This window comes from Paenibacillus nuruki, from assembly GCF_963311185.1.
Taxonomy (GTDB): domain Bacteria; phylum Bacillota; class Bacilli; order Paenibacillales; family Paenibacillaceae; genus Saccharibacillus; species Saccharibacillus nuruki.
In genome coordinates this window covers 3,812,506-3,836,898 of sequence record NZ_OY725677.1, presented here as the reverse complement: position 1 = coordinate 3,836,898, position 24,393 = coordinate 3,812,506, and the positions used below count along the sequence as shown (strand labels likewise).

Sequence of the window (24,393 nt, the reverse complement as noted above, 5' to 3'; positions counted from 1 at the left end):
AATTGAAAGATGATACGATTTGTCCTTTGTGTATAAGGGACAAAGGTAAAGAGGGAGCGAATAAGCAGCGAAAAGCGAATGACGAAAAAGGATAAATTGAGATCTCTTTTTCAAAAAAAGGGTGTAAAAAGTCGCATAAATCTGTAAAAGATATTCGACAAAAAATGATAAAAATTGAATTAAAATACTAAACAATGTATAACATAAACCTAAATAATACTTGTTGAAACACTTGAATAAAATGTAAAAAAAGCTTATCTATTTGAATATCGGAACCTTGTTCTCAATACTTAATATAAAATTCAATACTCTATATGTTATTGCAAAAAAAGGGAATCCTTCTATCTAAAGATGAAGCGAATAAATACTTTAAAATGATAAATGATATGCATAATAAGAGATCGTCTACCGCTGATTACATATGGAATAAATTATAAAAAAAATTATAAAAAAGCCTACTTTCTATAAAGAAAGCAGGCGTTTAACATACAGGTAGTTCCTATATCTATCGATTTTAGGATTGAATAGCTTTTAAAATAACAAATGCAAAAGCAGGTAGCTGCTCTTCTAGCCGTCCATTTTCAACTTGAAGTGTAGTGTGATCCAACATATTTTCCCATTGTGTAGTCTTCACATCAATACTTACTGTTACAGGTTCAGAGGAGCTATTCATTGCGATGACAAATGTATCTTTATCATCAGAACGCTCATAGATCAGTCCATTATTACCTTCTTTGGCATGCAAGAACTTAAACGTACCTTGACGTAGAGCCGGATATTGCTTGCGTAGCGCAATTAATTGTTGGTAAAAAGCAAATAACTCTAAATCTTGATCTTTTTCATCCCAGACCATACAACGACGGCAATCTGGATCATTGTCACCTTCCATTCCAAACTCATCTCCATAATAGATACAAGGAGTACCACTATACGTCATCTGGAAAGTTACCGCTAATTTGAGACGATCTTTATTGCCTTTAGCGAGTGTGAGCGCGCGAGCGGTATCATGGCTATCTAGTAGATTGAACGATACCTCGGTTACTTGACGAGGATAGCGTGACATCTGTGTCCCAATCGCATGAGCAAAAGTTAATGCATCGGTAGTATCTTCAACAAAGAAATCTGTTACCGCATTTTTGAACGGATAATTCATTACAGCATCGAATTGATCGCCTTGTAACCATGGAGAAGATTCATGCCAGATTTCGCCCAAAATATAGACGTCTGGATTGATACTTTTCACCGTTTGACGGAATTCACGCCAGAAATGATGATCCACTTCGTCCGCAACATCTAAGCGCCAACCATCGATTCCAAATTCTTCGACCCAGTATTTCGCTACATTGAGTAGATACTCTTTGACTTCTGGATTTTCGGTATTCAGCTTCGGCATTAACGGCTCAAAATCAAATGTATCATACGTCGGAATACCGTCTTCTACAGCTAACGGGAATTTACGTACATGGAACCAATCTTTATATTTAGATTGTTCGCCTTTTTCCTGTACATCGACAAATGGAGCAAATGTTTTACCCGAATGATTAAATACCGCATCAAACATCACTCGAATCCCTTTATCATGGCAAGTTGTAATTAATTTCTTCAATGTTTCTTTATCCCCGAAATGAGGATCAAGTCCCATATAATCTTCTGTATCGTATTTATGGTTAGTCGTTGCTTTGAAAATAGGAGTCATATAAATCGCATTGATACCCAGATCCGTCAAATGATCTAAATGATCGATAATCCCTTGTAGATCACCACCGAAAAAGTTAAACCATTCTGGCTTTTCGCCCCATGCTAAGGTGTCTTTAGGGTTGATGGATGGATCTCCATTAGCGAATCGTTCCGGGAAAATCTGATAAAAGACAGCATCTTTTACCCATGCTGGTGGTGTAAATACATCGACTGGATTGATAAATGGAATATCGAATAAACGATCCATTTTCGGCTCTTCTTTGCCAAATTTATCTTCATCCATCCAAATTTCTTCGTCATCATTTTTAAGAAGGAATCCGTATTTGATACGACGGAAAGGAGGAACAACTTCACATTCCCAATAATCGAACCAATCATCTGTTGCAAAAACATGCATTTGTACACGTTCTTTGGACTTTTCCCACATGTATTTGTCTCCAGCCAAAGCCCAGACTTCTTTGACATCCTGCTTTTTGGTACGTAGACGCAAATGAATCGTTTTGAGATCATAAGGATAGCCCCAATTCAGCTTGGGACGATGATAGACAGCTTCGATTAACATAGATGTTCCTCCTATTAAAATATGTATGATAGTGCTTTTGCTCTATCGATTTATACCCGAAAAAGAATTGATGGAACCAATTAGTTAAGCTCTACATCGGCGCATATCTGTGGCTTATCTATTAGAAGAAATAGAAGAATAAAAAAGGTTACGATAACAAGCCATATCTAAGCTTATTATCGTAACCAAATTGCTGAAAACCCGAAATTATTTATAAGCAGTCATTACTACTCATAAAAGATACTTGTATATGCTCTGTATTGAATATATAAATGAAAGGTTAACTTTACAGATTTTTTGGCAACCATTCAGGACGATTAGATCCTCTAGGCACAAGTACAGTGTTGTAATGTCCAGGTGTCTCAGACATTTGAACTTGATCGGTCACTCCTTGATAATCTCCACAGACCGTTTCTGCTGTAAATAAGTCAGGATCAAGATACAGATGTTCGTCCGAAGAACCTGCTGTAGTATAAGCGTAATCTTTATCAAAAATACCCATCGATATCAACCATAAGGACACACGACTAAGCGAAATGTGTACTTTATAACTGCCACCTTCTTGTGCTCTTCTGGCTAATGCCGCCATGGCGCCAGCAGCAGCGAGCCATGAGATAATATAATCGTTAACCACCAAAATAGCGGGTAATTGTGGTTTCTCTGGTGTTCCTTCAAGACACATCACACCTGTCACTGTTCCAGCCGTCTGATCGAATCCTACCCGATCTGCCCAGACACCGTCTTCACCATGAAGGGAAACCGATACATGAATAATACCTGGTCGAATAGCAGCAACTTGCTGAGGATCTAGTTCAAATCGATTCAGATATGAAGGTCTACGATTCGCAAAAAAGATATCCGCATCTTGAAGTAATGTTTGCATTTTGGCATGACCTTGAGGTTCGCCAATCTCTAAAGTAGAAGAACGCATACCTACACTAGAGGTGTAATAAGTGGTATCTACTTCCCAATCGGATGGTCGCCAGATATTAAGTACATCTGCACCTTGAAGAGCCAGTGCACGTCCTATACCTGCACCTGCAATCACATGCCCCATTCCCAAAGCACGTATACCTTCAAGTGGAGAAGATACACCTTGAGACAACGGTTCAGGCTCACTTTCACCGATTTTTTCAATTTGAATAAGCGGTAATTTGGCAACATCTGCAAATGTAGGCTCTTCGATAAATTCTTCTAATGTACGTGCCATTGGCATCACTACGCCTACTTTAGCAGCAGCATCTTCCAAATCTTTGGCATTCCATTTAGAGATGGCTTTAGCTACAGCTTCCGGTGTATCGGCGCAATCAAGTAATTTTAACGTATTGATTTTGAGCTTAGGATAAGGTTCAAGTGGCATCACCCAGCGATGATCTTTCGTTTCATAAAAGCCAAATTTGAGTGCCTGACTAGGATCGGAAGGACTAGCAGGTGAGTATCCGTTTAATTTCTCCCATTTACGATCATAAAAAGGGGATAGGCGATGTAGAATTTTACGCAAATCCAGTGAAATATCTTGTCCTTTACCCCCACGAAGTCGCCAGAGATTAGCGGCTGCCACAGACTTGGCAACCATTCCGATTCCAGCAGAACTAGCTAAACGCAGTACGCTAGGGACAATCGGATCTTTCCCTGTAAATGAAATGTCTCCGCCACTATCTGCGGAAGATAAGCCGATATCTTGTAATACTTTTTCCAATTCTGCGTGAATATCAAAGTCCGTATGAGTAAGACGATTATGCTGAGCATCCAAAATACGTTGTTTCATATGATGAATCGTATTCATTTCTATATTTGTGGTATCGTTCATGATTGTCACTCCATCCATAAGTAAATGTATACATATAATTATAAACTTACCCAAAGTGACACTCAATAACCAGTGTGATAAGAAATGAGGATAAAGCCACAGATATCTTGAAATTGGGTAAAAAAGAAAGGAGTCTATAAAACATCAATAAAAAAGCCAAAGCATCTTCTGGTCATGTTCCTTACAAAGGAAGCATATCCGTTCTAGCGAAGATTACTTTGGCTTATATACGTTTTAAATTATTTTTAAAATTGTTCTCTTATGAATTACGTTTTAGGATGCTTTTGTGATGAGAGAATAGTTCGAAGCTTTGTTGTCCATGATATGAACCCATACCGCTATCACCAACACCGCCGAAAGGTAGGTAGTGTGAAGTCATATGAGATAGTGTTTCGTTAACACAACCGCCACCGAAAGAAACAGTGTTGAATACTTGGTCTTGTACTTCTTCATCATTGGTGAACAAGTATAGAGCCAATGGTTTTGGACGTTGTACGATTTCGTCTAGAATAGGATTAAGGTCGTTATATTCGATCACTGGCAAGATCGGTCCGAAGATTTCTTCTTGCATCACCGGTGAAGTCCAATCGACATTACCAAGTAGTGTAGGTTCAATAACCAATTGCTCACGAATCGAACGTCCACCGATTAAGAATTCGCCATCTTCCAAAAATTTCGCTAATCGATCAAAGTTACGTTGATTCACGATGTGTGGGAAGTTTGGATTTTGGGTTGCATTCTCTGTATATTTATCATTGATTTCAGCTTGTAATAAAGAAATAAATTCTTGACGTACATCTTCGTGCACCAATAGATAATCAGGAGCTACGCATGTTTGACCAGCATTCAAGAATTTACCACGAGCTAAGCGTTGCGCTGCCACTTGTAAGTTCGCATCTTTGTGAACGATACTTGGGCTTTTACCGCCTAATTCCAATGTCACTGGAGTCAAATGTTCTGCTGCTGCTCTCATAACAACTTTACCTACACCTGTGCTACCTGTGAAGAAGATATAATCGAATTTTTCTTTAAGCAATGCTGTACTGGTCTCTACTTCGCCTTCCATAACAGCGATATACTCACTAGGGAATGTATCTGCAATCAGTTCCGCAGTCACTTTAGATACCGCAGGTGTTAATTCAGAAGGTTTGATCACTGCACTATTTCCAGCTGCCATTGCACCGATCAACGGTCCGAATGCTAATTGGAAAGGATAGTTCCACGGTGCGATAATCAAAGCCACACCATAAGGTTCTGGATGAATAAAGCTAGTCGAATCTGGCAACGTAGAAGCAGTAGGTACTTCACGTGGTGCTGCCCATTGTTCTAAATGTTCTAGTGTAAAGTCAATTTCGCCTAGAACGATACGAATCTCAGAACCGAAAGCTTCAGGCTCTGATTTGTTCAAGTCGCTTTTCAAAGCATCCAAAATCGGTTGATGGAATTTCTCGATTGCTTTTTTGAGGCGATTCAATGCTTGGATACGGAATGTTACGTCTTTGGTGTTACCTGTATTAAAAAATTGTCGTTGTTGTTGAACCAACTCATGTGCTGTTGTCATATTTAAAACTCCCTTTGAATTTAGTTTTTATGATTTGTAAATCCATTCGGTTGATATGAATAAATTTTCATATTAAATTGTGATAAATTGAATTATACGCTATTGATCGTATAGTTACAATAACCAAACAGTATTAAGGTGTGGCAAAAGCGACAACTGTGTATAAAGTGGGTATATAACATGAAACAAAATAGAAGGAGGAATTCTGTTGCCAGACAAAAAGATAGACCCTCGTGTGCAACGTACACGCCATTTATTACGAGATGCACTGATCGATTTGATGGATCGCAAACCGTATGCACAGATTACAATTCAGGACATCACCGACCTTGCCACCTTAAACCGTAAAACATTTTACCTACATTATGAAACAAAAGATCATTTATTATATACAACCACCGATGAGATTTTGGGCGAATTATTTGGAGATGCCAAAGAAGCATCGGTTGTTAATCCTTCGATCGATGATCTGCAACGCTATATTGCGAAAAGGATTTTTGAGTATGTGATCAAGTACAAAGAATTTTTTCGGGTGATGTTTGAACGCAAAGCCAGTATTAATTTCATTGAATACATGAAGGAGTATATTACTACTTTTTATGAGGAAAAGTTTTCGCGGTTTGATGATGATAAGTTATTTGTCCATAAAGATGTGATCGCTAGTTATATTGGTTCTGCTTATGTAGGCGTTATTTATTGGTGGTTAGATAACGATATGCCCTATACGCCTGAGAAAATGACAGAACAGATGATCCAACTGAATTCACGTGGGCCGATTCAGATTATTCGGATGTATGCGGAAGATAAAGAGTAACAGACATGCCAAAAAGGCAAATCCCGCTTCTTTAAATCTAAAGAGGATTTACCTGATATCTATACAAACTAGAAAGATTAATTACTGATTAGTGATAGGTACGGATTCTGAAGCGATAATTGGACAAAGAGAAGGAGCGGTTGTGCTGGCGTTATCACGGACTTTGGTAAGAAGCTGGCGCAACAAGACAAGTTCTTCTGCCGAAATTCCATCCACCAGTTCCTGACCGATTTCTTCCATCACAGGGCAGACTTCATTTTCAAGTTGTGCGCCTGCGGGGGTAAGATAGATTTTGAAGCAACGTCGATCATCAGTACATGTGATTTTACGGACAAAGCCTTTGTTTTCCAAATTAGAAATCATACGTGTAATGTTTGTTTTGTCTTTCCCTAATCGCTCGCCAATTTCATTTTGTGTAATGCCGTCTTTTTTCCATAACAGCATCATAATGAAATTTTGTTCAGGTGCGAGGTTAAAAGGAGCTAATTTATTTTTGATATGACCGGAGATTGCTAAATGAACATCGCGAATCAACACGGTATAACTCTTTTCTACGTCATAAGGCATAGCATTCACCTACTGTTTTAGTTGTTATAGCAACCTTTTGTGCAAAAATAGACTATCACTTGTAACCGTTATTGTCAACGAAGCTATTCACAAGTAGTATCAAAATACCGATAATAAATTGACGGAATAAGTAATATTCATTCTGAAACTTTCATTTTTGTTCTTGACATTGTTCGACACAAGGTCTATTGTGGATTTTGTAAACAGTGTCTGTCACAAAAGAGACACAACGACGGATTGACTTTAAAGCGAGATTTGGATATGCGACGACTTCCTTTATGTAAAGTCGTACATAATAAAAAATGCTCGTTTATTTTTTGGCGATATAGTTGCTATATCAACCGTATCTTTTCGGCAAGTGTAAAATGACCATATTTTAATTAGATCAAATATACCCGCACGATAGAATAGAAAATGTGTTGGAGTAGGGTACTTTGGAGGAGAAACGAATGGAAGCAATGACTTTTGTATTGTTCGGCTCAACAGGGGATTTAGCAAAACGTAAAATTTTCCCTGCTTTGTATAACTTGTTTGTAGATAGCAAAATGCCTGAAGCTTTTTCAATTATTGGTTTAGGAAGAAAATCGTTCAATGATGCTACATTCCAAACTTATGTAGAACAGGCGTTAGAAGAATTCTCACGTAACAAACCAGAAAATCGCGAATCGGTAGATGCTTTTCTTCGCTCGATTCGTTACCATATCTTAAATGTTGATGATACAGCAGGTTATCAAGAACTGCTCAAAATCGTTGAAGCTCGTGAAACAGAATTAAATATTCCTCAAAATCGTATGTTCTATATGTCTGTAGCTCCTGAATTCTTTGAAGTGATCGCTACAAACATTAAAGATAGTGGACTTGGAACAACAACAGGCTGGAAACGTCTGATTATTGAAAAACCATTTGGACATGATCTAGCTTCTGCTCGTCAATTGAATGAACAGTTAAGCAAAACGTTTGCAGAAGAAGAAATTTTCCGTATTGATCACTACTTGGGTAAACCAATGGTGCAAAACTTGGAATCTTTAGCTTCTACGAACCCGGCGATCCAAGCTCTTTGGAACAACCGTCATATTGCTAATGTACAGATCACAGCAGCAGAAACAGTTGGTGTTGAAGAACGTGCAGGCTATTATGATCATACGGGTGCTATTCGTGATATGATGCAAAACCATATGTTGCAAGTGTTGATGATGACAGCTATGACATTGCCTGCTGGTCACACCGTAGACGATGTACGCTCTCACAAAAAACACATTGCTGAATCTTTACGTTCTATTTCTAAAGAAGATGCGCACAAACATATCGTGCGTGCTCAATATAGTGCGGGTGAAAGCAATGGTAAAGCATTAGCTTCTTATCAAGATGAGCCAGGCATCACTCCAGGTTCAGTAACAGATACATTTATCGCTGCTCGTGTATGGGTAGACGATTTCTCTTGGCAAGGTGTTCCTTTCTATATTCGTACTGGTAAACGTATGAAAGAGAAATCAACTCGTATTGTGATTGAATTTAAAGATGTAATGAAAAATGAAGATATCTGTGTAGCTTGTGATGCTCAACCAAATATGTTGGTAATCAGCATTAATCCAGATCAAAAAATCACACTACAATTAAATCATAAAAATGTCATCACAGGTCGTCTTGAGCCTATGACTGCTGAATTCAAAGTCGGTTCAGATAATGAGCCAGAAGCTTATGAATTGCTGATCAATGATGCACTACGTGGAGATGCTACATTCTTTGCACACTGGGATGAAGTTGAATTGTCATGGCAGTGGGTACAGCCGCTCTTAGAAGCATTTGCTGATAACGATCTGCCAATCCATCATTATGCAGCAGGTACGTATGGTCCAGAAGCTTCCAATGAATTGCTTGCTGTTGAAGGATTCCAATGGTTAAAAGATCAACCTGTACAAGCTTCTACTCCAGTAGCAGTCGTTTAACAGGTATTATAAGTTGGGTACTACGCTCTGTGCTATGTTTTTACAGAGCGTATTCTACATGTTATCTAAAGCCAAGATTTGGCTTTGTAGATATAGATAAGAGAGAAAAGACTTATGGATAGTGAGTAACAACTACTTTTACAAAAAAGACACGGAGGGTTACACAATGAAAATCGGATTAGTTGGATTAGGAAAAATGGGTATGAACCTTGGACAAAACTTGATGGATCACAACCACGAGGTTGTTGCGTTTGACTTAAACAAAGAAGCAGTTAAAGAAATCGCTGATCTTGGTGCAACACCTGCATATACATTAGCAGAAGTAGTATCTAACTTAGAATCTCCACGTATCCTATGGATTATGGTTCCTCATGGTGTTGTTGATTCTGTATTGGGCGAGATCGCTCCATTGCTTAACGAAAATGATATCGTGATCGAAGCAGGGAACTCTCACTACAAAGAATCGATTCGTCGTTATAACGAATTGAAATTAAAAGGGATTCGTTACATGGATGCAGGAACTTCAGGCGGTATGAGTGGTGCTCGTAACGGTGCTTGTTATATGGTTGGTGGCGACAAAGAAGCTTGGGACGTGGTTGAACCGGTATTCCGTGATACTTCGGTTGAAAATGGCTTCTTGTATGCAGGCGAATCAGGTAGCGGTCATTACTTGAAAATGGTTCATAACGGTATCGAATACGGTATGATGGCTGCAATCGGTGAAGGATTTGAAGTGTTAGAGAAAAGCCCTTACGATTTCAACTATGAAAAAGTAGCACGCGTATGGAACAACGGTTCTGTTATTCGTTCATGGTTAATGGAATTGACAGAAAACGCATTTGCAAAAGATGGTAACTTGGAAGAAATTCAAGGAATCATGCATTCTTCAGGTGAAGGTAAATGGACTGTTGAAGAAGCAATGGATCTACAAATGGCAACTCCAGTTATCGCATTGTCTCTATTGATGCGTTACCGTTCTCTAGACAACGATACATTTACAGGTAAAGTTGTAGCAGCACTACGTAACGAATTTGGCGGACACGCTGTAGAGAAAAAACAATAATCTAGCGCTTGGCAGTCAAAGCGCGACTTCTTCTAGTTGAATAGAAAAGTGATTTTTGCGAAGCAAAATATCTTACATCAGCGCTTAGCAGTCAAAGCGCGACTTCTTCTGGTTGAATGAGAAAAGCGACTCTATTTTAAAATAGAGTCGCTTTTTTTATATCTCAATCTATAAATTCAATTTAACGTATTTAAGTTATTTTTGATCGTTGATTATGCTACAATAAGATAGGAAAGACAAAGTGCCGGTGGTGAATGATATGGCGACGCAACCCGAAAGGGGGTGAAGCCATGTCATACTTGGAGTTATTGCTTATTGTTTTAGATGCAGGTATCAAGTTAACCAGCTTAATCGTTGGATTGAACAAAGTTATCGCAATCTGGAAAAAAGCAAAACAAAAGAAAAACCGCCGGGACTAAGAGGTAGAAGTCTTATTCGGCGGTTTTTCTTATGCTGTTTGACAGTGTAGCGTCGTCTTACTTGCTGCCTGTTCTTGTCGATCCAGCCTACAGTGTACCACCACTGTAGGCTTTCTTTATATTCTTAGTATACACAAAAGGACAATAAAATGAAACGTAATCATCTGATATAACCATAAATTTTAATAATAATAAATATAGATAGAGGATACGTAATAAAGATAATATAATAAATCTGCATTAAATTATTATATAACAAAAAATACATATAAATTTACGATATAACATTGACGTTAACGTGAGATAGTAGTATTATAGTTACATAATCAATATGTAAATATTTTTATATAAAAGAAGATTTATTTCAAAAAGGTGGGGATAATAAATGACTCTCTACAAGATTGATGAAGTAGCTACAGCCTGTAACTTAACCAAGCGTACGCTTCGTTATTATGAAGAGATTGGGCTTGTTTCTCCTCAGCGTAGTGAAGGCGGAACACGATTGTACAGTCAGACCGATATTGATCGGCTCAAAAAAATCATCAACGCTCGCGATGTGCTAGGCTTCTCGCTTCAAGAATTACAGCATTATGTCAAAGTAACCGAGATGCTCAATGATCAGCGCGAGCAATACCGCAACACTACGGATGAAGAAGAACGTCGACAGCAATTGATTGAAATGAACAAGACGTTAGATCAACAGCTACATATGGTGGATGAGAAATTAAGCCGTATTTATGCGTTCAAAGCAGATGCAGAACTATTGCGTCAACGGATTCAAGAAGGACTCGCTAAATTAAATTAACGTTTTCCAAGGAGGAATACAGCAATATGAGTACCAAACCATCAACTTTAAAAGAACTGCCTGAACGTGGCGGGTTGTTTTCTCAACCTAAAGCAGTCTGGGCTGTTGCTTTTGCATGTGTGATCTCATTTATGGGATTAGGTCTAGTCGATCCTATTTTGCCAGCGATTGCTAATCAATTACACGCTAGTAAAAGTCAGGTGTCTTTATTATTTACAAGCTATAACTTGGTTACTGGTCTAGCCATGTTAATTACAGGTTTTGTATCCAGTCGGATCGGAGTGAAATGGACATTATTAAGTGGGATTTTGCTTATTATTGTGTTCTCCGCATTGGGCGGCGCATCAGATACGATTGCTCAAATCGTTGGGTTCCGTGGAGGATGGGGATTTGGTAATGCACTCTTTATCGCAACTGCATTATCTGCCATCGTTGGATTATCCACATCAGGTACAGCCAAAGCGATTATTTTGTATGAAGCGGCATTGGGACTTGGGATTTCAGTCGGTCCTTTGCTAGGCGGAGAATTGGGTTCCATTTCTTGGAGAGGTCCTTTCTTCGGAGTTAGTGTATTGATGGTGATTGGTTTCTTATTTATTTTATTCGTTTTACCTAAAATTCCGAAACCAACTAAACGCAGTTCACTAGCTGATCCGTTCAAAGCCCTTAGCTATCCAGCACTCAAAACATTAGCGATTGTAGCGTTTTTATATAACTTTGGATTCTTTACATTAATGGCTTATTCTCCTTATGTCATGGGCTTAGATGAACATGGACTTGGATATGTATTCTTTGGATGGGGAATCTTGCTTGCTTTCACTTCCGTATTTGTAGCACCTAAATTACAAAGCCGTTTCAACCTTGCTGCTTCGATGGGTGTTATGTTGACCTTATTTACTATTGACTTGTTAGTGATGGGTATCGGTACATTTATGGGTTCACCAACGACTGTGATTGTAGCTGTAATTGTAGCCGGTATTTTCTTAGGGATTAATAATACGTTGATTACAACAGCGGTTATGGAATCGGCTCCTGTAGAACGTTCTGTAGCTTCTGCCTCATATAGCTTTGTTCGTTTCTTAGGTGGTGCGGCTTCTCCTTGGTTAGCTGGTAAATTATCAGAATGGTACAATGCACAGATGCCATTTTACTTTGGTGCTCTAATGGTATTTATCGGGGTAATCGTATTAATTGTACGTCGTCGCCATTTACGTGATATTGATGTATCCCATGCTCACTAATTATTGAACTATATTTACAGTTCAAATCTATATAATAGAAGGAAGAGGATAACGATGAATGATATTCAAGCCCAAGAGCAGATGCCAACGAGTTCGATATTTAACAAAATATTAGTCGCTGTAGATGGATCAGAACATGCTGATCGAGCTTTGCAGAAAGCAATCGAATTGATTCAAGCTTTATCCAATAAGCCATCTCTTACAGCAGTGCATGTCAATCCGGTAATGATGGTTGCTGAACCACCGCTGGGGATTGATGTAGATGCCAAGTTAAATGAAGAAGGTCATGAAATGACAGAACCTTATCGTCAAGTGCTTAATCCTACAGGGATTCAGTATGATATTAATTATCAGACAGGTGATCCAGCGACCATTATTTGTGATCTAGCGAATAGCCAGAATTATGATCTGATCGTGATGGGAACGAGAGGCATGAGTAAGATGTCTGAACTATTCCTTGGAAGTGTTAGTCACAAAGTTATCCAACATGCGAACTGTCCAGTATTGACTGTAAAATAACGCACAGAATACAAATAGATGACTATCGATGTATAAAGTCGATAGACCTCAATCTAAAGCAAAAGAGCTATACGATCTGATTATTCAGAAATATAGCTCTTTTTTTATTTGAGAGTTGATCACTATTTAGAGTGAGCAGATAGAGTAGTTATGAATTAGACAACATCTTAGAAAGTATCGTTTTTAGCAATGACTACGGGTAGAACAGCTTCAACACTATTCTATTATCGATCTGCTGGATTACTCATTTTGTGGCGCAGTGGAAGAAGGGAAATAAGATCCTGCCTGTAATTCGCTTACAAAATGTTGCATCCGATCTTTCTGTTCCTGCATCAGCCTTTGACAATGCGAACTATATAGTGACTTATTCCGATGGTATCATAGTAACAGAATAAGATAGGAATCTCTCTCCAGAAGTAGGATAACCAACAACTGCGAGGACTTCTGATCCGTATACTGTGGATTAGGTTACCGCTAGCAAATATGGTATTCTTACTTCTGGTTCTGCTTTTAGAGCAGTCATTCTGTTTATAATATAGAGAAAATAGAATTGGAGAGATGATCGGATGAAACTGGTTCCACCTCAGTCATTTACCTATCGCGGAGGAGCAAGGGCTGCTCTACTGCTACATGGATACACTGGCAATACATTGCATGTCCGCAAACTGGGACGTTTCCTGAATGATAGAGGGTATACCTGCCATGGACCACTGTATAAAGGACACGGTAGCACTCCAGAGGAACTGCTACACACGAAACCTTCGGAATGGTGGAAAAGTGCTGTAGACGGTTATGAATATCTGGAGCAGGAAGGGTATGAAGAGATCGCTGTAGTTGGTGTATCACTGGGCGGTGTATTCTCCCTGCGACTGGGAACTCTGTTTCCCGCCAAAGCTATTGTCTCTATGTGCGCACCTATACGTGAAAAAGACAATGAGGATATCCTCAGACGGGTACTCGAATATGCTCGCTGGTTCAAGTCTATTGAGGGCAAAGAAGAGCTACAGATTGAGCAGGAACTGATAGAGCTGGCTGAAGAGCCACTACACAGTCTGGATCAACTGCGTAAACTAATCGCCTCCACCGCTAGTCAAGTGAAGCGCATCTCTGCACCAACAATGATTATGCAGGGAGAGCTTGATGAAGAGCTTTATCTAGAGAGTGCCCGAATTATTTATGAAGATCTGACTATGCCGCTCAAGGAGCTGAAATGGTATGACCAATCCGGTCATATTCTAACGATGGACAAGCAACATGATCTGGTCTTTGAGGATGTATACCGATTTCTGGAAGATCTAGAGTGGGATGCAGCATCGAGTTCGGGAGAATAACTAGAAAGAATATAATATAGCTTTATAAATGAATATTTAATACAAGCAAAAGAGCTATACGATCTGATGATTCAGAAGTATAGCTCTTTTTTTATTTGATAGTTGTTCACTATTTAGAGTGAGCAGATAGATTGATTATAAATTAGACAACATCACTATTTGGAATGATCACAGGAAGAACAGCTTCGATACCACTACGAATTTGCTGACAAGAATATTCGAACTTGACCTGCTCTTCTGCGGTCAGTTGAAGTTCGATAATTTCTTTGATACCTTCACCGCCGATAATTGCAGGTACTCCTGCACAGACATCGTGTTGTCCATATTCACCTTCTAATATAGAAGAAACTGCAATGATTCGTTGTTCATCATTCAGAATTGAACGGGCAATATAAGCAAGCGCGTTACCGATACCGAACTGAGTGTTCCCTTTACGAGTGAAAATCTCCCAGCCTGCATCTTTGGTTTTGCGAGCAATATCATCCAGATTCAGATCGGGAAAACGAGCCGTATGTTGATCCAGAATATGCAATAAAGGCTTACCACCAATCGTTACATGCGACCATGCTACAAATTGAGATTCTCCATGTTCTCCAAGCGCATAACCATGTACACTGCGTGGATCAATTGAAAAGACATCAGACAGCAATGTTTTGAGACGGGAAGAATCGATCGATGTCCCTGTTCCAATCACACGTTCACGCGGAAAACCTGAAATTTGCCATACTAGATGAGTAATCACATCTACTGGATTAGCCGCGACAATAAATACACCGTTGAATCCACTTGCGACAATCGGCTCTGTAATTTCACGAGCAATAGCTGCCGTCTCATGTAGAATATTCATTCGATTATTCTGACCGGGTACAGGATTAGCACCCGCTGTAATAATCACAATATCCATATCTCCGCAATCTTGTAATGTCCCTGCATACACTTTGGTACGATGGGATGTGAACTCCATACAATGGGAAAGGTCAAGAGCTTGAGCGACTGCACGTTCATGTGTACGTCCAATCATCATAATCTCATCACCAATCGATTGATTGATCATCGAATAGGCACAACCTGCACCGACCATTCCTGCACCCACTATAGCGACTTTTCTTGATTTTCTACGCATAGCTAACCTCCTACTAATCTAAATATACATCTAACGTTGATTGATCTATATGATACAAAACACAACTAAAGTGCATTTTAATGTCAATTAAGTATTCATCATCTTTTATTATACTACTTTATTTTGTCTATTATTAACAGGTGTGTCATGAAAGTTAACTTAATATTTATTATGAATGATCAGAATGTGAAAAAAGTGTGAATAAGCGATAGAATAGATGATTAAGGGTAATAGTAAAGAGTAAGCAAAACAAGGAGGAATAAATGATGTCTACTATTCAAAATGAACGCATTCTATTGGTAAGCCGTCCAAAAGGTGTACCTACCGCAGAAAACTTTACGATAGATCAGCAACCACTGGAGGAAGCTAAAGAAGGACAACTGCAAATTCAAACTTTATATATATCGGTCGATCCTTATATGAGAGGACGCATGAGTGAAGCGAAGTCTTATGCTGCTTCTTATGCTCTAAATGAACCTGTAGCCGGTGGTTCTATCGGTAAAGTTCTGCAAAGTAACGATTCTCGTTATCAAGAAGGCGATATCGTTGTTGGTGGATGGGGATGGCAACGTTATGCAGTAGTAGAAGCGGATACGTGCCGCAAAGTCGATCCCGAATTGGCTCCTATCTCTACAGCTGTTGGTGTACTGGGTATGCCTGGATTAACAGCTTACTTTGGCACACTACGTATCGGTAATCCGCAACCGGGTGAGACATTGGTTGTTTCTGGTGCAGGTGGTGCTGTAGGGATGTTGGTAGGACAGATTGGTAAAATTAAAGGATGCCGTGTTGTAGGGATCTCCGGTTCAGAAGAAAAAAATCGTTATTTGTTAGATGAACTTGGATTCGATGCAGTCATTAACTATAAAGATGAGAAACCTGTCCGTGAAGCGCTAGAAGAAGCTTGCCCGGATGGTGTCGATATTTATTTTGACAATGTAGGTGGCGAGATCTCAGATGCTGTAATCGATCTACTCAATACCAATGCTCGTATTCCATTATGTGGACAAATTTCACTGTATAACAATGAAAAACCAGATATCGGACCACGTATTCAACCGACATTACTCAAACGCACTGTGTTGCTTAAAGGATTCCTTGTAGGCGATTATGCCGCAGATGCTGCTGAAGGATTGAAAGAAATGGGTAGCTGGGTCAAAGAAGGCAAAATCAAATATCGTGAAAATATCGTAGAAGGTTTCGAAAATACACCTAAAGCCTTTATTGGATTATTTAGTGGTGAAAATCTAGGTAAACAATTGGTTAAAGTCACCGACTAATCCTATACTTTATCATCGAAAATCAATGAACTTTAATAATAGTGTACTCTAATACAAAAGCCGACTTTTATCTATATAGATAGAAGTCGGCTTTTTGTTGTTATTTGGTAGATGGATGAGACAACGAGATATCTGGATCTGAAGTCATTTTGCGATATTGGCGATACATAGAGATTCTCCAGTGCAATAATGTTCCAAATGCCAGAATAAAGAATACGCCTGCTGTCTGCGGAATTGAAATATATTGCTCAATAAACCGATGCAATAGTAAGCGGATCATCAACAGACCAATCAAAATAAACAAAAAGCTTTTTGAACGCTGAACCACGATATCGGTGCCTGAACGTTCGAATCTGGTACCGCGAATTAAAGGATAAGAGAAAATAAACCATCCTGCTAAAAAAGCACCTAAAGCCCACATCCAGGATACCCGGAAATCAGCCACCACAAACATTAGAAAACCAGTACTCATTCCCATAGGTGGGATCAGAATTTTTTTGGCATTAACCGGTCGGTGATTGGTGCGAGAACGTACCAAAATAGCAGTTATCGCAATCACTAGAAGACCAACAGTAGATCCGATCTGTAAAAATGAGGGACTAAATTGTAGCATAATAAAGGTCAAACCCCTCTTCTGTAATTAAAATGGAATTACGCTTTCATTATATCATATTAACAGGAGCGATCGACGGTAGCAAAGCTTGTAAAGTCGTCTATTTTGTTAAAATTTTACTTATGATGATAAAGACCTACATCCATCAAAAGCAATTTTGTCGAAATAGTTAAATATAGTAAAATGTAGAGGAGATCTATTACCGTATATAATCTTGGCATCGCAAGACATGATTCTATAATCTTTTACAACAAAGGGGATACATGAAATGACAACGTATCAAATTTTAATCGCAGAAGATGAACCAGCTTTACGCTTTTTGCTTCAGGAAACATTAGCAGATGAAGGGTACAACGTGGTTGAAGCAGAAGATGGTAAGCAAGCTCAAGAAAAGCTGTCGAGTCACCCTTTTGACCTTGTGATTTTAGATTATATGATGCCAGAAGCGACAGGGATTGAAGTCTGTGAATGGCTACGTCAAAGTGGTGGAGTCAATGCGCAGAAACCTGTTATTTTACTGACCGCCAAAGCACAGGAGAAAGATCGAATCCGTGCGGAGCAAGCGGGAGTCTCTTTGTATATGTCGAAGCCGTTTAGTCCATTACAATTGATGGATGCAGCAGAAGAATTACTGTCGAGCAGCGGTGGAGGGGATGAATAATGAATCCAGCCCGCGGGGGACTGGCACGTCGCGTCGCATTATGGACGATTGCGCTTTTTCTGATTTTTGGCATTATTATTTTTATGGTGGAATGGTTTTTTAAGCAACAAACAGCAGATATTACGAATGATATTAATATCCATCTGGATCAGCAAAATCAGATTCAAGATATGGATGAAGATTATCGTACAGCAGTGTCTGATTTTAGAGCGTATCTTGCTTATGATCGAAATGAATTTTTGCTTGAAGCAGAGACCAGTCGTGATGCATTTACTGAACGATTAAATACATTTAAACAAGCACAGGCTGAAGATTCCCGGTTGGATGAATTATCACGTAAAAGCACAGAGTATTTCAGTTACTTTCCAGTGATGCAAACGCTCAAACAGCAGAATAATCAAGCTGAAATCAATCGCATCTCGCAGACGATCACGACCAGTCTGGTACAATCGGTCAACAGTGAACTGGATCGCTTAATGCAGATTGAACGGCAAGAAGTGAATGATCTGATTGCGAAAAGTAGACATTTAAATTCGTTAATACTGTTTGTACCGCTTGTTTTAATTTTTTTAGGATTAGGCACAGCGATTATCTTGATTCGGTATCTGCGGAAGTCGATTATTCACCCGATCGCTCAAATGGAACAAGTGGTCGAGCGGATTAGCCACGGCGAATATATTCATTTAGAAGATACGTTTTCCAAAGACGAAATCGGCGGTCTGGTTGGCGGTATTAATCATATGAGCGATCAATTGAAAGAACGCCATCAAGAATTGGAAGAAAGTCTCCGTCAAATGGGAGAACAGCATGATGAATTGGAAGCGCAGAATGAAGAGATTCTGATGCAACAGCAAGAGCAAGAAACGATTTTGGAACGATTAACTGAACGTGAGACACAGTTACAACTGATTAATTCGTATCAGGAAAAACTTACCGGTTTTGCACAAATGAATGACTTTTTGGAAAGCAGTCTGCGTGCATTGATGCAAGCTACTCGTCATGATGCTCTGATGTTAGTGGTGCAAGATGAGATTGGTAATCCTGCTTCTTCACGGATGGTGTATTCGATTGGATGGCCGCGTACGATACATGGAGAAGCGATTGAACATTTATTTGGCCCAGCATTACAAGTATTAGAAGAAAAGCTTCCTGTGGTACGTAGTCGCAGTCTAAGTATGGAAGAAAAAGGCATTCATCACGGATATGAGCGGGCTGACGATCATTATTATCCTATTTTCAACGAAGAGATGAATGTGCTCGGATTTGTTCTGTTTACCACATACGGTAGTCTTATGGTTCATATCAAAGACAAGCTGATGACTGAAGGATTAATCGGGCAATTCGGACTGGCATATCAAGCTCAATTAGCGAGTGAAGAGCGGCGTAAGCAAAGTGTTCGTCTGGAAGAACTCAATCTTGAATTGGAATTGGAAAAGCGGATGCTCAAGCAACAACGAGATACGATTCAGCAAATTATCGATTCTTTGCACGAAGGCTTAGTGCTGTGTGATCCTGAAGGTACCATTTCGTTTTGCAACCAGCAGGTCAGTCGTGTGAATCCAGAACTATCTACCGGTGCTAATATTACTTCGCTTGCCCAATACCTAGATCAGCATACCGTAGAACATACGATGCTTAGTGAGCAGATTCAACAGTTACTCACCAATGAGACGAAAGAATGGAAAACGCAGTTCTCCCTACAAGGTCGGGATGGTTCTATTTATTATATGGAAATGTATATGAATATGATCAAAGGGATGAATCTGGAAAATTATCATCTTTTTGTATTCCGTGATCGTACAGAAGAAGAACAAGCCGATCAGTTGAAAAACGAATTTGTAAGTATTGTATCTCATGAACTGCGTACACCGCTTGCGAGTATTTTAGGTTTTGTAGAGATTCTGCTTCATCGTGAAGTAAAACCGGAAAAAGCGAAGAAATACATGGAAACGATTCATAGAGAAGCGAATCGGTTGTCCAATCTGATTAGCGATTTTCTAGATCTACAGCGGATGGAATCAGGCAAGCAGAATTATACATTGGTTCCATTTGATATGAATCCGATTATACAAAATGTCGCCAAGCAATGGGATAACAAGCAGGGATATACGATTGGTATTGATGTGCCTGAAGGCGTATGTCTAGTACGAGCAGATAGTGACCGTATTACACAGATTATGCATAATTTGATCAGTAATGCGATTAAGTATTCGCCCGGACAAGAACGGGTCGATATTCGATTGATGGATGGAGATACCCACTGGATTGCGGCGGTACAAGATTATGGTCTGGGCATACCTGAAGAATCGAAGCCCCATATGTTCGGTAAATTTTATCGGGTAGACAATTCAGATCGTCGTCAGATTGGTGGAACAGGCTTAGGATTGGCAATTGTGAAAGAGATCGTGGAAGATTTGGGTGGAGAAGTATACTTTGATTCGATTTTAGGAAAAGGCAGTACATTTTATGTGAAATTGCCTAAATTCCATCTGCGTACACTGGATAACAAAATCGTTGTGATCGAAGACGATGAAAATCTAGCACGGCTGATCGGAGCTACTTTTGAAGAACAGCATTACGAGATCTTGCGTATGGATACCGCAGAAGAAGCATTGTTAGCTCTAGAATATAGTGAGCAACCGCCACTATTATGTCTGGTCGATGTACAGCTTCATGGCCCTCAAAATGGCTGGGACTTTATTCAAGTGCTCAAAAACAATAAAGCGTATCGCCATGTGCCTGTGATCATCTCTTCTGCTTTAGATCAACCCGATAATTATGCAGAGACTTCAAATGAACGTTATTTGCAGAAACCATTTAGTGTAGAACGGTTGCTAGAGCTAGGGATGCATTTAATTCAGAGTGAAACCAAAAGTGCAGGGCTGGTAATTGCTATGCAAAATGAAGATACGGTCAAGACTACGTTGCAAAAAAATGGACTTGGCGAAGCGGAATTACAAGTAAATGAAGATTTTATTCAAGTGGATTGGATTAAAGAAGACCCTCACAATCCTGAATAAGCATTCCATCATAGAACACCTTCTACTGAAAAAATAAGCTAAGTCGATCCAATTGATCTATAGCCATTTCAGTGTGAAGGTGTTTTTGTGATACGCTTAGAATAGTAAAGATTTACTCTGTTCATTTTATATGATATTATCGCAATACTACATATAACAACCGATTTATTTCGTGTATACACTTACGGATTCAAATTTATTTATTGTTATAACCTTGAAATTAAAGGAGTGAACATTCATGGATCAGGTGGATCAACATATTCTACTCTGTCTGCAAACCCAAGCACGTATTTCAATGACCGAATTAGGAAAAGAAGTAGGGCTGTCTCAACCAGCCGTCACGGAACGAGTACGTCGAATGGAAGAGAGTGGAGTGATTCAACAATACCGAGCAGTGGTCGCACCGGATAAGATTGGACAACATACAACAGCGTATTATTTATTCCGTGCGCATGATGGTATTTCGTTTGTGCAATTTTGTCAGGATACTGCTCAGATCGTAGAATGTCACCGAGTAAGCGGAGATTACAATTATTTGATTAAAGTAGTGACTGCATCTATTATGGATTTGGAACCTTTTGAAAATTGCATTACTAGCCACGGCTCGTATACTACGTTAATTACACTTTCTTCTCCTATCGATCACAAATCTCTTGTTCCTGCTATGAGCAAAGATCAGCAAACGATCTAATGTTGTTTGGTGTTAGCCAAAAAAGGATCTTGTAGAGACAAGATCCTTTTGCGTGCTATAGACTGTTCTGGTAGTGATTATGATGTATCTAAGGCGTCTCTAATGTACTGCGACGATGTTGATGATGCCATTGTTCATAGATTCCACCTATTTCAGAAAAGGCTTGATTGGCTTGTTCTTCGATAGATATTTCATCTCTAGCTGTATAAGAAGAATCCTGTTGACGTTGTAATCGATCAGTATGTAGAATCAGTTGAATCGTATCTTCCAAAATCCAGTACACCACATCATCTACATCGGTCGTAAGTTTGTTGAGCATTTGCACATTGCGTTCGTACATTTGTAATACATATCCTTCGTCTGTAATCTGAACATATGGAGAAAGTTCAAATGGCTCTTGATCGAAAAAAGGAGCACGTACCCATTTCATATGGTGCTGTTGATCATAGATTGTTGTTTTCTGAAGTAGTGTTGTGATCTTTTCTATAATTTGATTGGCAGGATAGATCATTATAACAAGAACCTCATTTCTAGAGCTTGAGTATAGCTCGTGTGTCATTTTGTCGTGTCTATTATAGTATAAATAAACTGAATGACTGCTTCAATCTCATCAAATAGTTACAAAATCTCAACCTGCAATCGCTTTCAAATATAGTCATATGTATGTTTTAATAGATATACATCACCAATTTATAGCCAAAGGAGTGTCTACAGCAGATGCAAATTTCTTCTTTTTTATTACCTAAAGAACAAGTCGCTTATATTCCTTCAACGATTTCGATGTTTGAAGCCTTAGAGATATTAGAGCGTCATTCTTATACTGCTTTGCCGATTATTGATGAATCTGGACGGTATGTAGGGACTCTTTCTGAAGGGGACTTATTATGGAAACTCAAAAATACATGCAATCTTGATTTTGAAAAAATGCGTGAGATTCCGGTCTATGATATTCAAAAGCATGTCCGCAACGAAAGTGTTATTATCACCGCAGCGATGGAAGATATGTTATCGCTTGCCGCTGATCAGAACTTTGTACCTGTGATTGATTCTAAAGGCATATTTCTAGGGATTATTCGTCGCAAAGATATTATTGAATACTATAATGATAATATTACAGACTAAGTGGTCTGTATCTAGAGATAGCATACGATTATAAAATCATACACGCCCAACTGCTCATCAGATATGAACAGTTGGGCGTGTATTGTTGTTCTCTTATTAGCTAAAATCCATCGTTGCGATCGAAGCACCAATACCAGGATCATTAGGATTATTGATCCCGCGCGGTTGATCAAAATTACTGATATATAATGTGTTACCTACAAAATGAAGACTGGCAGGAAATTCTAACGGCCCATTGTTATTATTGCTAGCGATATCACGTACCTGTCCATCCAGACCAACACGTACAATGGCATTTCGTTCGTTAGCTGCTACATAGATAGCACCATCCGGTCCGAAATTTAAGCCGTCTGCTCCATATAATAGCGGGCTTTGAGCAACAAGTTGTCGTTGTCCTAGAGAACCATCGCTGTTGATCGCAAAGCGATTCACTTCTCCAGAACTTGTATTGCTTACATATAATTGTCCATCTGTACCGAAAGCAATTCCATTCACTACAATTTTTTGCTCTTCACGTGTAGGCAAGATCCCGCTGGCATACGTACTGACTTGTCCGCTTGCCGAAACTTTATAGATAGCTCCGGTAGCTCCACCGCTTACATACAGATTACCACTACCATCAAAGGCTAATCCGTTCGCTCCCGGAACTCCACTGGCATAGGTGACTACTTTGGAAGAGTCAAAAGCCGCACTGGATAAGTCTTCTTCATTGATCCGGTAAATAAGACCTTCTTCGCCTCCGCTTGCAATATAGAGATTACCATCCGTATCAAGTGCCATTCCTGTACCTGAACGTGGTAATTCGGTCAATGCATTCATTTGTCCGGTATCTGCGGCAATCCGGTATAATGTTTTACTTCCCATTTCGACAGTAAACACTTGATTATCTGCATTAGCAATCACACCTTCTATCCGCAGACCTGTAGCTGTGCTTGGATCAAGGTCTGTTAAAATCGAGACTGATTGGTAAGTGTCTGATGTTGCTGTAGGCGTAGGATTAGAGATAACAGGAGCAGAAGGTTGAATAGTGACAGAGCGAGTAGCAGAAGTGTATATCACTTTGTAGTCAAAAGCTTCAAAAACAGCACGTACAGATACGAATACTTGGTCCCCTACAAGTTGTAGTGTAGGATACGATGCGGTTGTAGATGTAGCACGATCACTGAGAGTGATTTTGGTTGTACCTTTGGTCAGTGTTAAGGTGCCTTGATCGGCATCCCATGTAGCTTGAGCATCTAACTGATCAGCTACCAAGGCATAAGGACTGTACAAGGTCTGACCGATTAATCGGCTGACTTGATCGGTACTTTTGCCATCTACAATAGTCTGCATATTCGAATCTACCTTATCTGCTGCCCACCCAGTCGATGGTGATAATAATAAACACCCCGTCATAGCGACAATAACCCCAAGCGACTTACACTTTTTCAAAAATAATCCCTCCTGTACATTTCATTTGGCATCATAAGCCTAAGGGTAGCATTCGCTATCGAAAGGGAGCATCCTTCTTTTAACAACAAAAAGACAATAGTTACATATCTATCGAA

21 protein-coding genes are annotated in these 24,393 nt (G+C 39.3%); 13 read left to right on the top strand and 8 right to left on the bottom strand.

Annotated elements, in window-relative coordinates:
• Window positions 1-514 precede the first annotated feature (514 nt).
• From RCP16_RS17035 to RCP16_RS17025, 3 genes are all read right to left on the bottom strand, one after another.
• Window positions 515-2,260 carry an alpha-glycosidase gene (locus RCP16_RS17035; protein ID WP_308640883.1) on the bottom strand — a complete coding sequence of 582 codons (1,746 nt, stop codon included), beginning with the start codon at window positions 2,258-2,260 and terminating at the stop codon, window positions 515-517.
• A 286-nt stretch (window positions 2,261-2,546) separates the two neighbouring features.
• The gene (locus RCP16_RS17030; protein ID WP_308640882.1) at window positions 2,547-4,070 is read right to left on the bottom strand and encodes a CoA transferase; all 1,524 of its coding nucleotides are present in this window, start codon (window positions 4,068-4,070) and stop codon (window positions 2,547-2,549) included.
• A 259-nt stretch (window positions 4,071-4,329) separates the two neighbouring features.
• Entirely contained in the window at window positions 4,330-5,631 is a 1,302-nt protein-coding gene (locus RCP16_RS17025; protein ID WP_308640881.1) for an aldehyde dehydrogenase, read from the bottom strand.
• Between the two features lie 208 nt (window positions 5,632-5,839).
• Here RCP16_RS17025 and RCP16_RS17020 point away from each other — a divergent pair, with 208 nt between their 5' ends.
• Window positions 5,840-6,445, top strand: coding sequence for a TetR/AcrR family transcriptional regulator (locus RCP16_RS17020; RefSeq protein ID WP_069329582.1), 606 nt, complete (start codon window positions 5,840-5,842; stop codon window positions 6,443-6,445).
• Between the two features lie 81 nt (window positions 6,446-6,526).
• Here the strand turns inward: RCP16_RS17020 and RCP16_RS17015 are convergent, their stop codons facing one another.
• Window positions 6,527-7,012, bottom strand: a complete 486-nt coding sequence (locus tag RCP16_RS17015) for a MarR family winged helix-turn-helix transcriptional regulator (RefSeq protein ID WP_137226314.1) — start codon at window positions 7,010-7,012, stop codon at window positions 6,527-6,529.
• A 449-nt stretch (window positions 7,013-7,461) separates the two neighbouring features.
• On the opposite strand from RCP16_RS17015, the gene zwf reads away from it, so the two are divergent.
• From zwf to RCP16_RS16980, 7 genes are all read left to right on the top strand, one after another.
• Window positions 7,462-8,958, top strand: a complete 1,497-nt coding sequence (gene zwf / locus RCP16_RS17010; RefSeq protein WP_308640880.1) for a glucose-6-phosphate dehydrogenase — start codon at window positions 7,462-7,464, stop codon at window positions 8,956-8,958.
• Window positions 8,959-9,124: 166 nt separating this feature from the next.
• On the top strand, window positions 9,125-10,021 hold the full coding sequence (gene gnd, locus RCP16_RS17005; protein ID WP_069329580.1) for a phosphogluconate dehydrogenase (NAD(+)-dependent, decarboxylating): 897 nt from the start codon (window positions 9,125-9,127) through the stop codon (window positions 10,019-10,021).
• A 290-nt stretch (window positions 10,022-10,311) separates the two neighbouring features.
• Window positions 10,312-10,440, top strand: coding sequence for a hypothetical protein (locus RCP16_RS17000; RefSeq protein ID WP_281181705.1), 129 nt, complete (start codon window positions 10,312-10,314; stop codon window positions 10,438-10,440).
• Between the two features lie 385 nt (window positions 10,441-10,825).
• Window positions 10,826-11,245, top strand: coding sequence for a MerR family transcriptional regulator (locus RCP16_RS16995; RefSeq protein ID WP_069329579.1), 420 nt, complete (start codon window positions 10,826-10,828; stop codon window positions 11,243-11,245).
• Between the two features lie 26 nt (window positions 11,246-11,271).
• Window positions 11,272-12,486, top strand: coding sequence for an MFS transporter (locus RCP16_RS16990; RefSeq protein ID WP_069329578.1), 1,215 nt, complete (start codon window positions 11,272-11,274; stop codon window positions 12,484-12,486).
• Window positions 12,487-12,540: 54 nt separating this feature from the next.
• On the top strand, window positions 12,541-13,005 hold the full coding sequence (locus RCP16_RS16985; protein ID WP_308640879.1) for a universal stress protein: 465 nt from the start codon (window positions 12,541-12,543) through the stop codon (window positions 13,003-13,005).
• A gap of 566 nt (window positions 13,006-13,571) precedes the next feature.
• Entirely contained in the window at window positions 13,572-14,336 is a 765-nt protein-coding gene (locus RCP16_RS16980) for an alpha/beta hydrolase (RefSeq protein ID WP_308640878.1), read from the top strand.
• Between the two features lie 142 nt (window positions 14,337-14,478).
• On the opposite strand, the gene RCP16_RS16975 is transcribed toward RCP16_RS16980, so the two are convergent.
• Window positions 14,479-15,459, bottom strand: a complete 981-nt coding sequence (locus RCP16_RS16975; protein ID WP_069329573.1) for an L-lactate dehydrogenase — start codon at window positions 15,457-15,459, stop codon at window positions 14,479-14,481.
• A 266-nt stretch (window positions 15,460-15,725) separates the two neighbouring features.
• On the opposite strand from RCP16_RS16975, the gene RCP16_RS16970 reads away from it, so the two are divergent.
• Window positions 15,726-16,739, top strand: a complete 1,014-nt coding sequence (locus RCP16_RS16970; protein WP_069329572.1) for an NADP-dependent oxidoreductase — start codon at window positions 15,726-15,728, stop codon at window positions 16,737-16,739.
• Between the two features lie 100 nt (window positions 16,740-16,839).
• On the opposite strand, the gene RCP16_RS16965 is transcribed toward RCP16_RS16970, so the two are convergent.
• Window positions 16,840-17,352, bottom strand: coding sequence for a CcdC family protein (locus RCP16_RS16965; RefSeq protein WP_069329571.1), 513 nt, complete (start codon window positions 17,350-17,352; stop codon window positions 16,840-16,842).
• Between the two features lie 268 nt (window positions 17,353-17,620).
• On the opposite strand from RCP16_RS16965, the gene RCP16_RS16960 reads away from it, so the two are divergent.
• The 3 genes from RCP16_RS16960 to RCP16_RS16950 all read left to right on the top strand — a co-directional run bounded on the left by RCP16_RS16960 (window position 17,621) and on the right by RCP16_RS16950 (window position 21,724).
• Window positions 17,621-18,013 carry a response regulator transcription factor gene (locus RCP16_RS16960; RefSeq protein ID WP_069329570.1) on the top strand — a complete coding sequence of 131 codons (393 nt, stop codon included), beginning with the start codon at window positions 17,621-17,623 and terminating at the stop codon, window positions 18,011-18,013.
• Complete coding sequence (locus RCP16_RS16955; RefSeq protein WP_308640877.1) at window positions 18,013-21,033, top strand: ATP-binding protein; 3,021 nt, start codon at window positions 18,013-18,015, stop codon at window positions 21,031-21,033. Before RCP16_RS16960 ends, RCP16_RS16955 begins: the two co-directional genes overlap by 1 nt.
• A 238-nt stretch (window positions 21,034-21,271) precedes the next feature.
• Window positions 21,272-21,724, top strand: a complete 453-nt coding sequence (locus tag RCP16_RS16950; RefSeq protein WP_069329568.1) for an Lrp/AsnC family transcriptional regulator — start codon at window positions 21,272-21,274, stop codon at window positions 21,722-21,724.
• An 88-nt stretch (window positions 21,725-21,812) separates the two neighbouring features.
• On the opposite strand, the gene RCP16_RS16945 is transcribed toward RCP16_RS16950, so the two are convergent.
• Entirely contained in the window at window positions 21,813-22,235 is a 423-nt protein-coding gene (locus RCP16_RS16945; protein ID WP_308640876.1) for an Imm63 family immunity protein, read from the bottom strand.
• 206 nt (window positions 22,236-22,441) lie between these two features.
• Between RCP16_RS16945 and RCP16_RS16940 the strand changes: the two genes are divergently transcribed.
• Window positions 22,442-22,846 (top strand): CBS domain-containing protein, encoded by a 405-nt coding sequence (locus RCP16_RS16940; protein WP_069329566.1) that lies wholly within the window; start codon window positions 22,442-22,444, stop codon window positions 22,844-22,846.
• A 96-nt stretch (window positions 22,847-22,942) separates the two neighbouring features.
• Here the strand turns inward: RCP16_RS16940 and RCP16_RS16935 are convergent, their stop codons facing one another.
• A complete protein-coding gene (locus RCP16_RS16935; RefSeq protein ID WP_308640875.1) occupies window positions 22,943-24,277 on the bottom strand; it encodes an SMP-30/gluconolactonase/LRE family protein in 1,335 nt (444 codons plus the stop codon).
• Window positions 24,278-24,393: the final 116 nt, after the last annotated feature.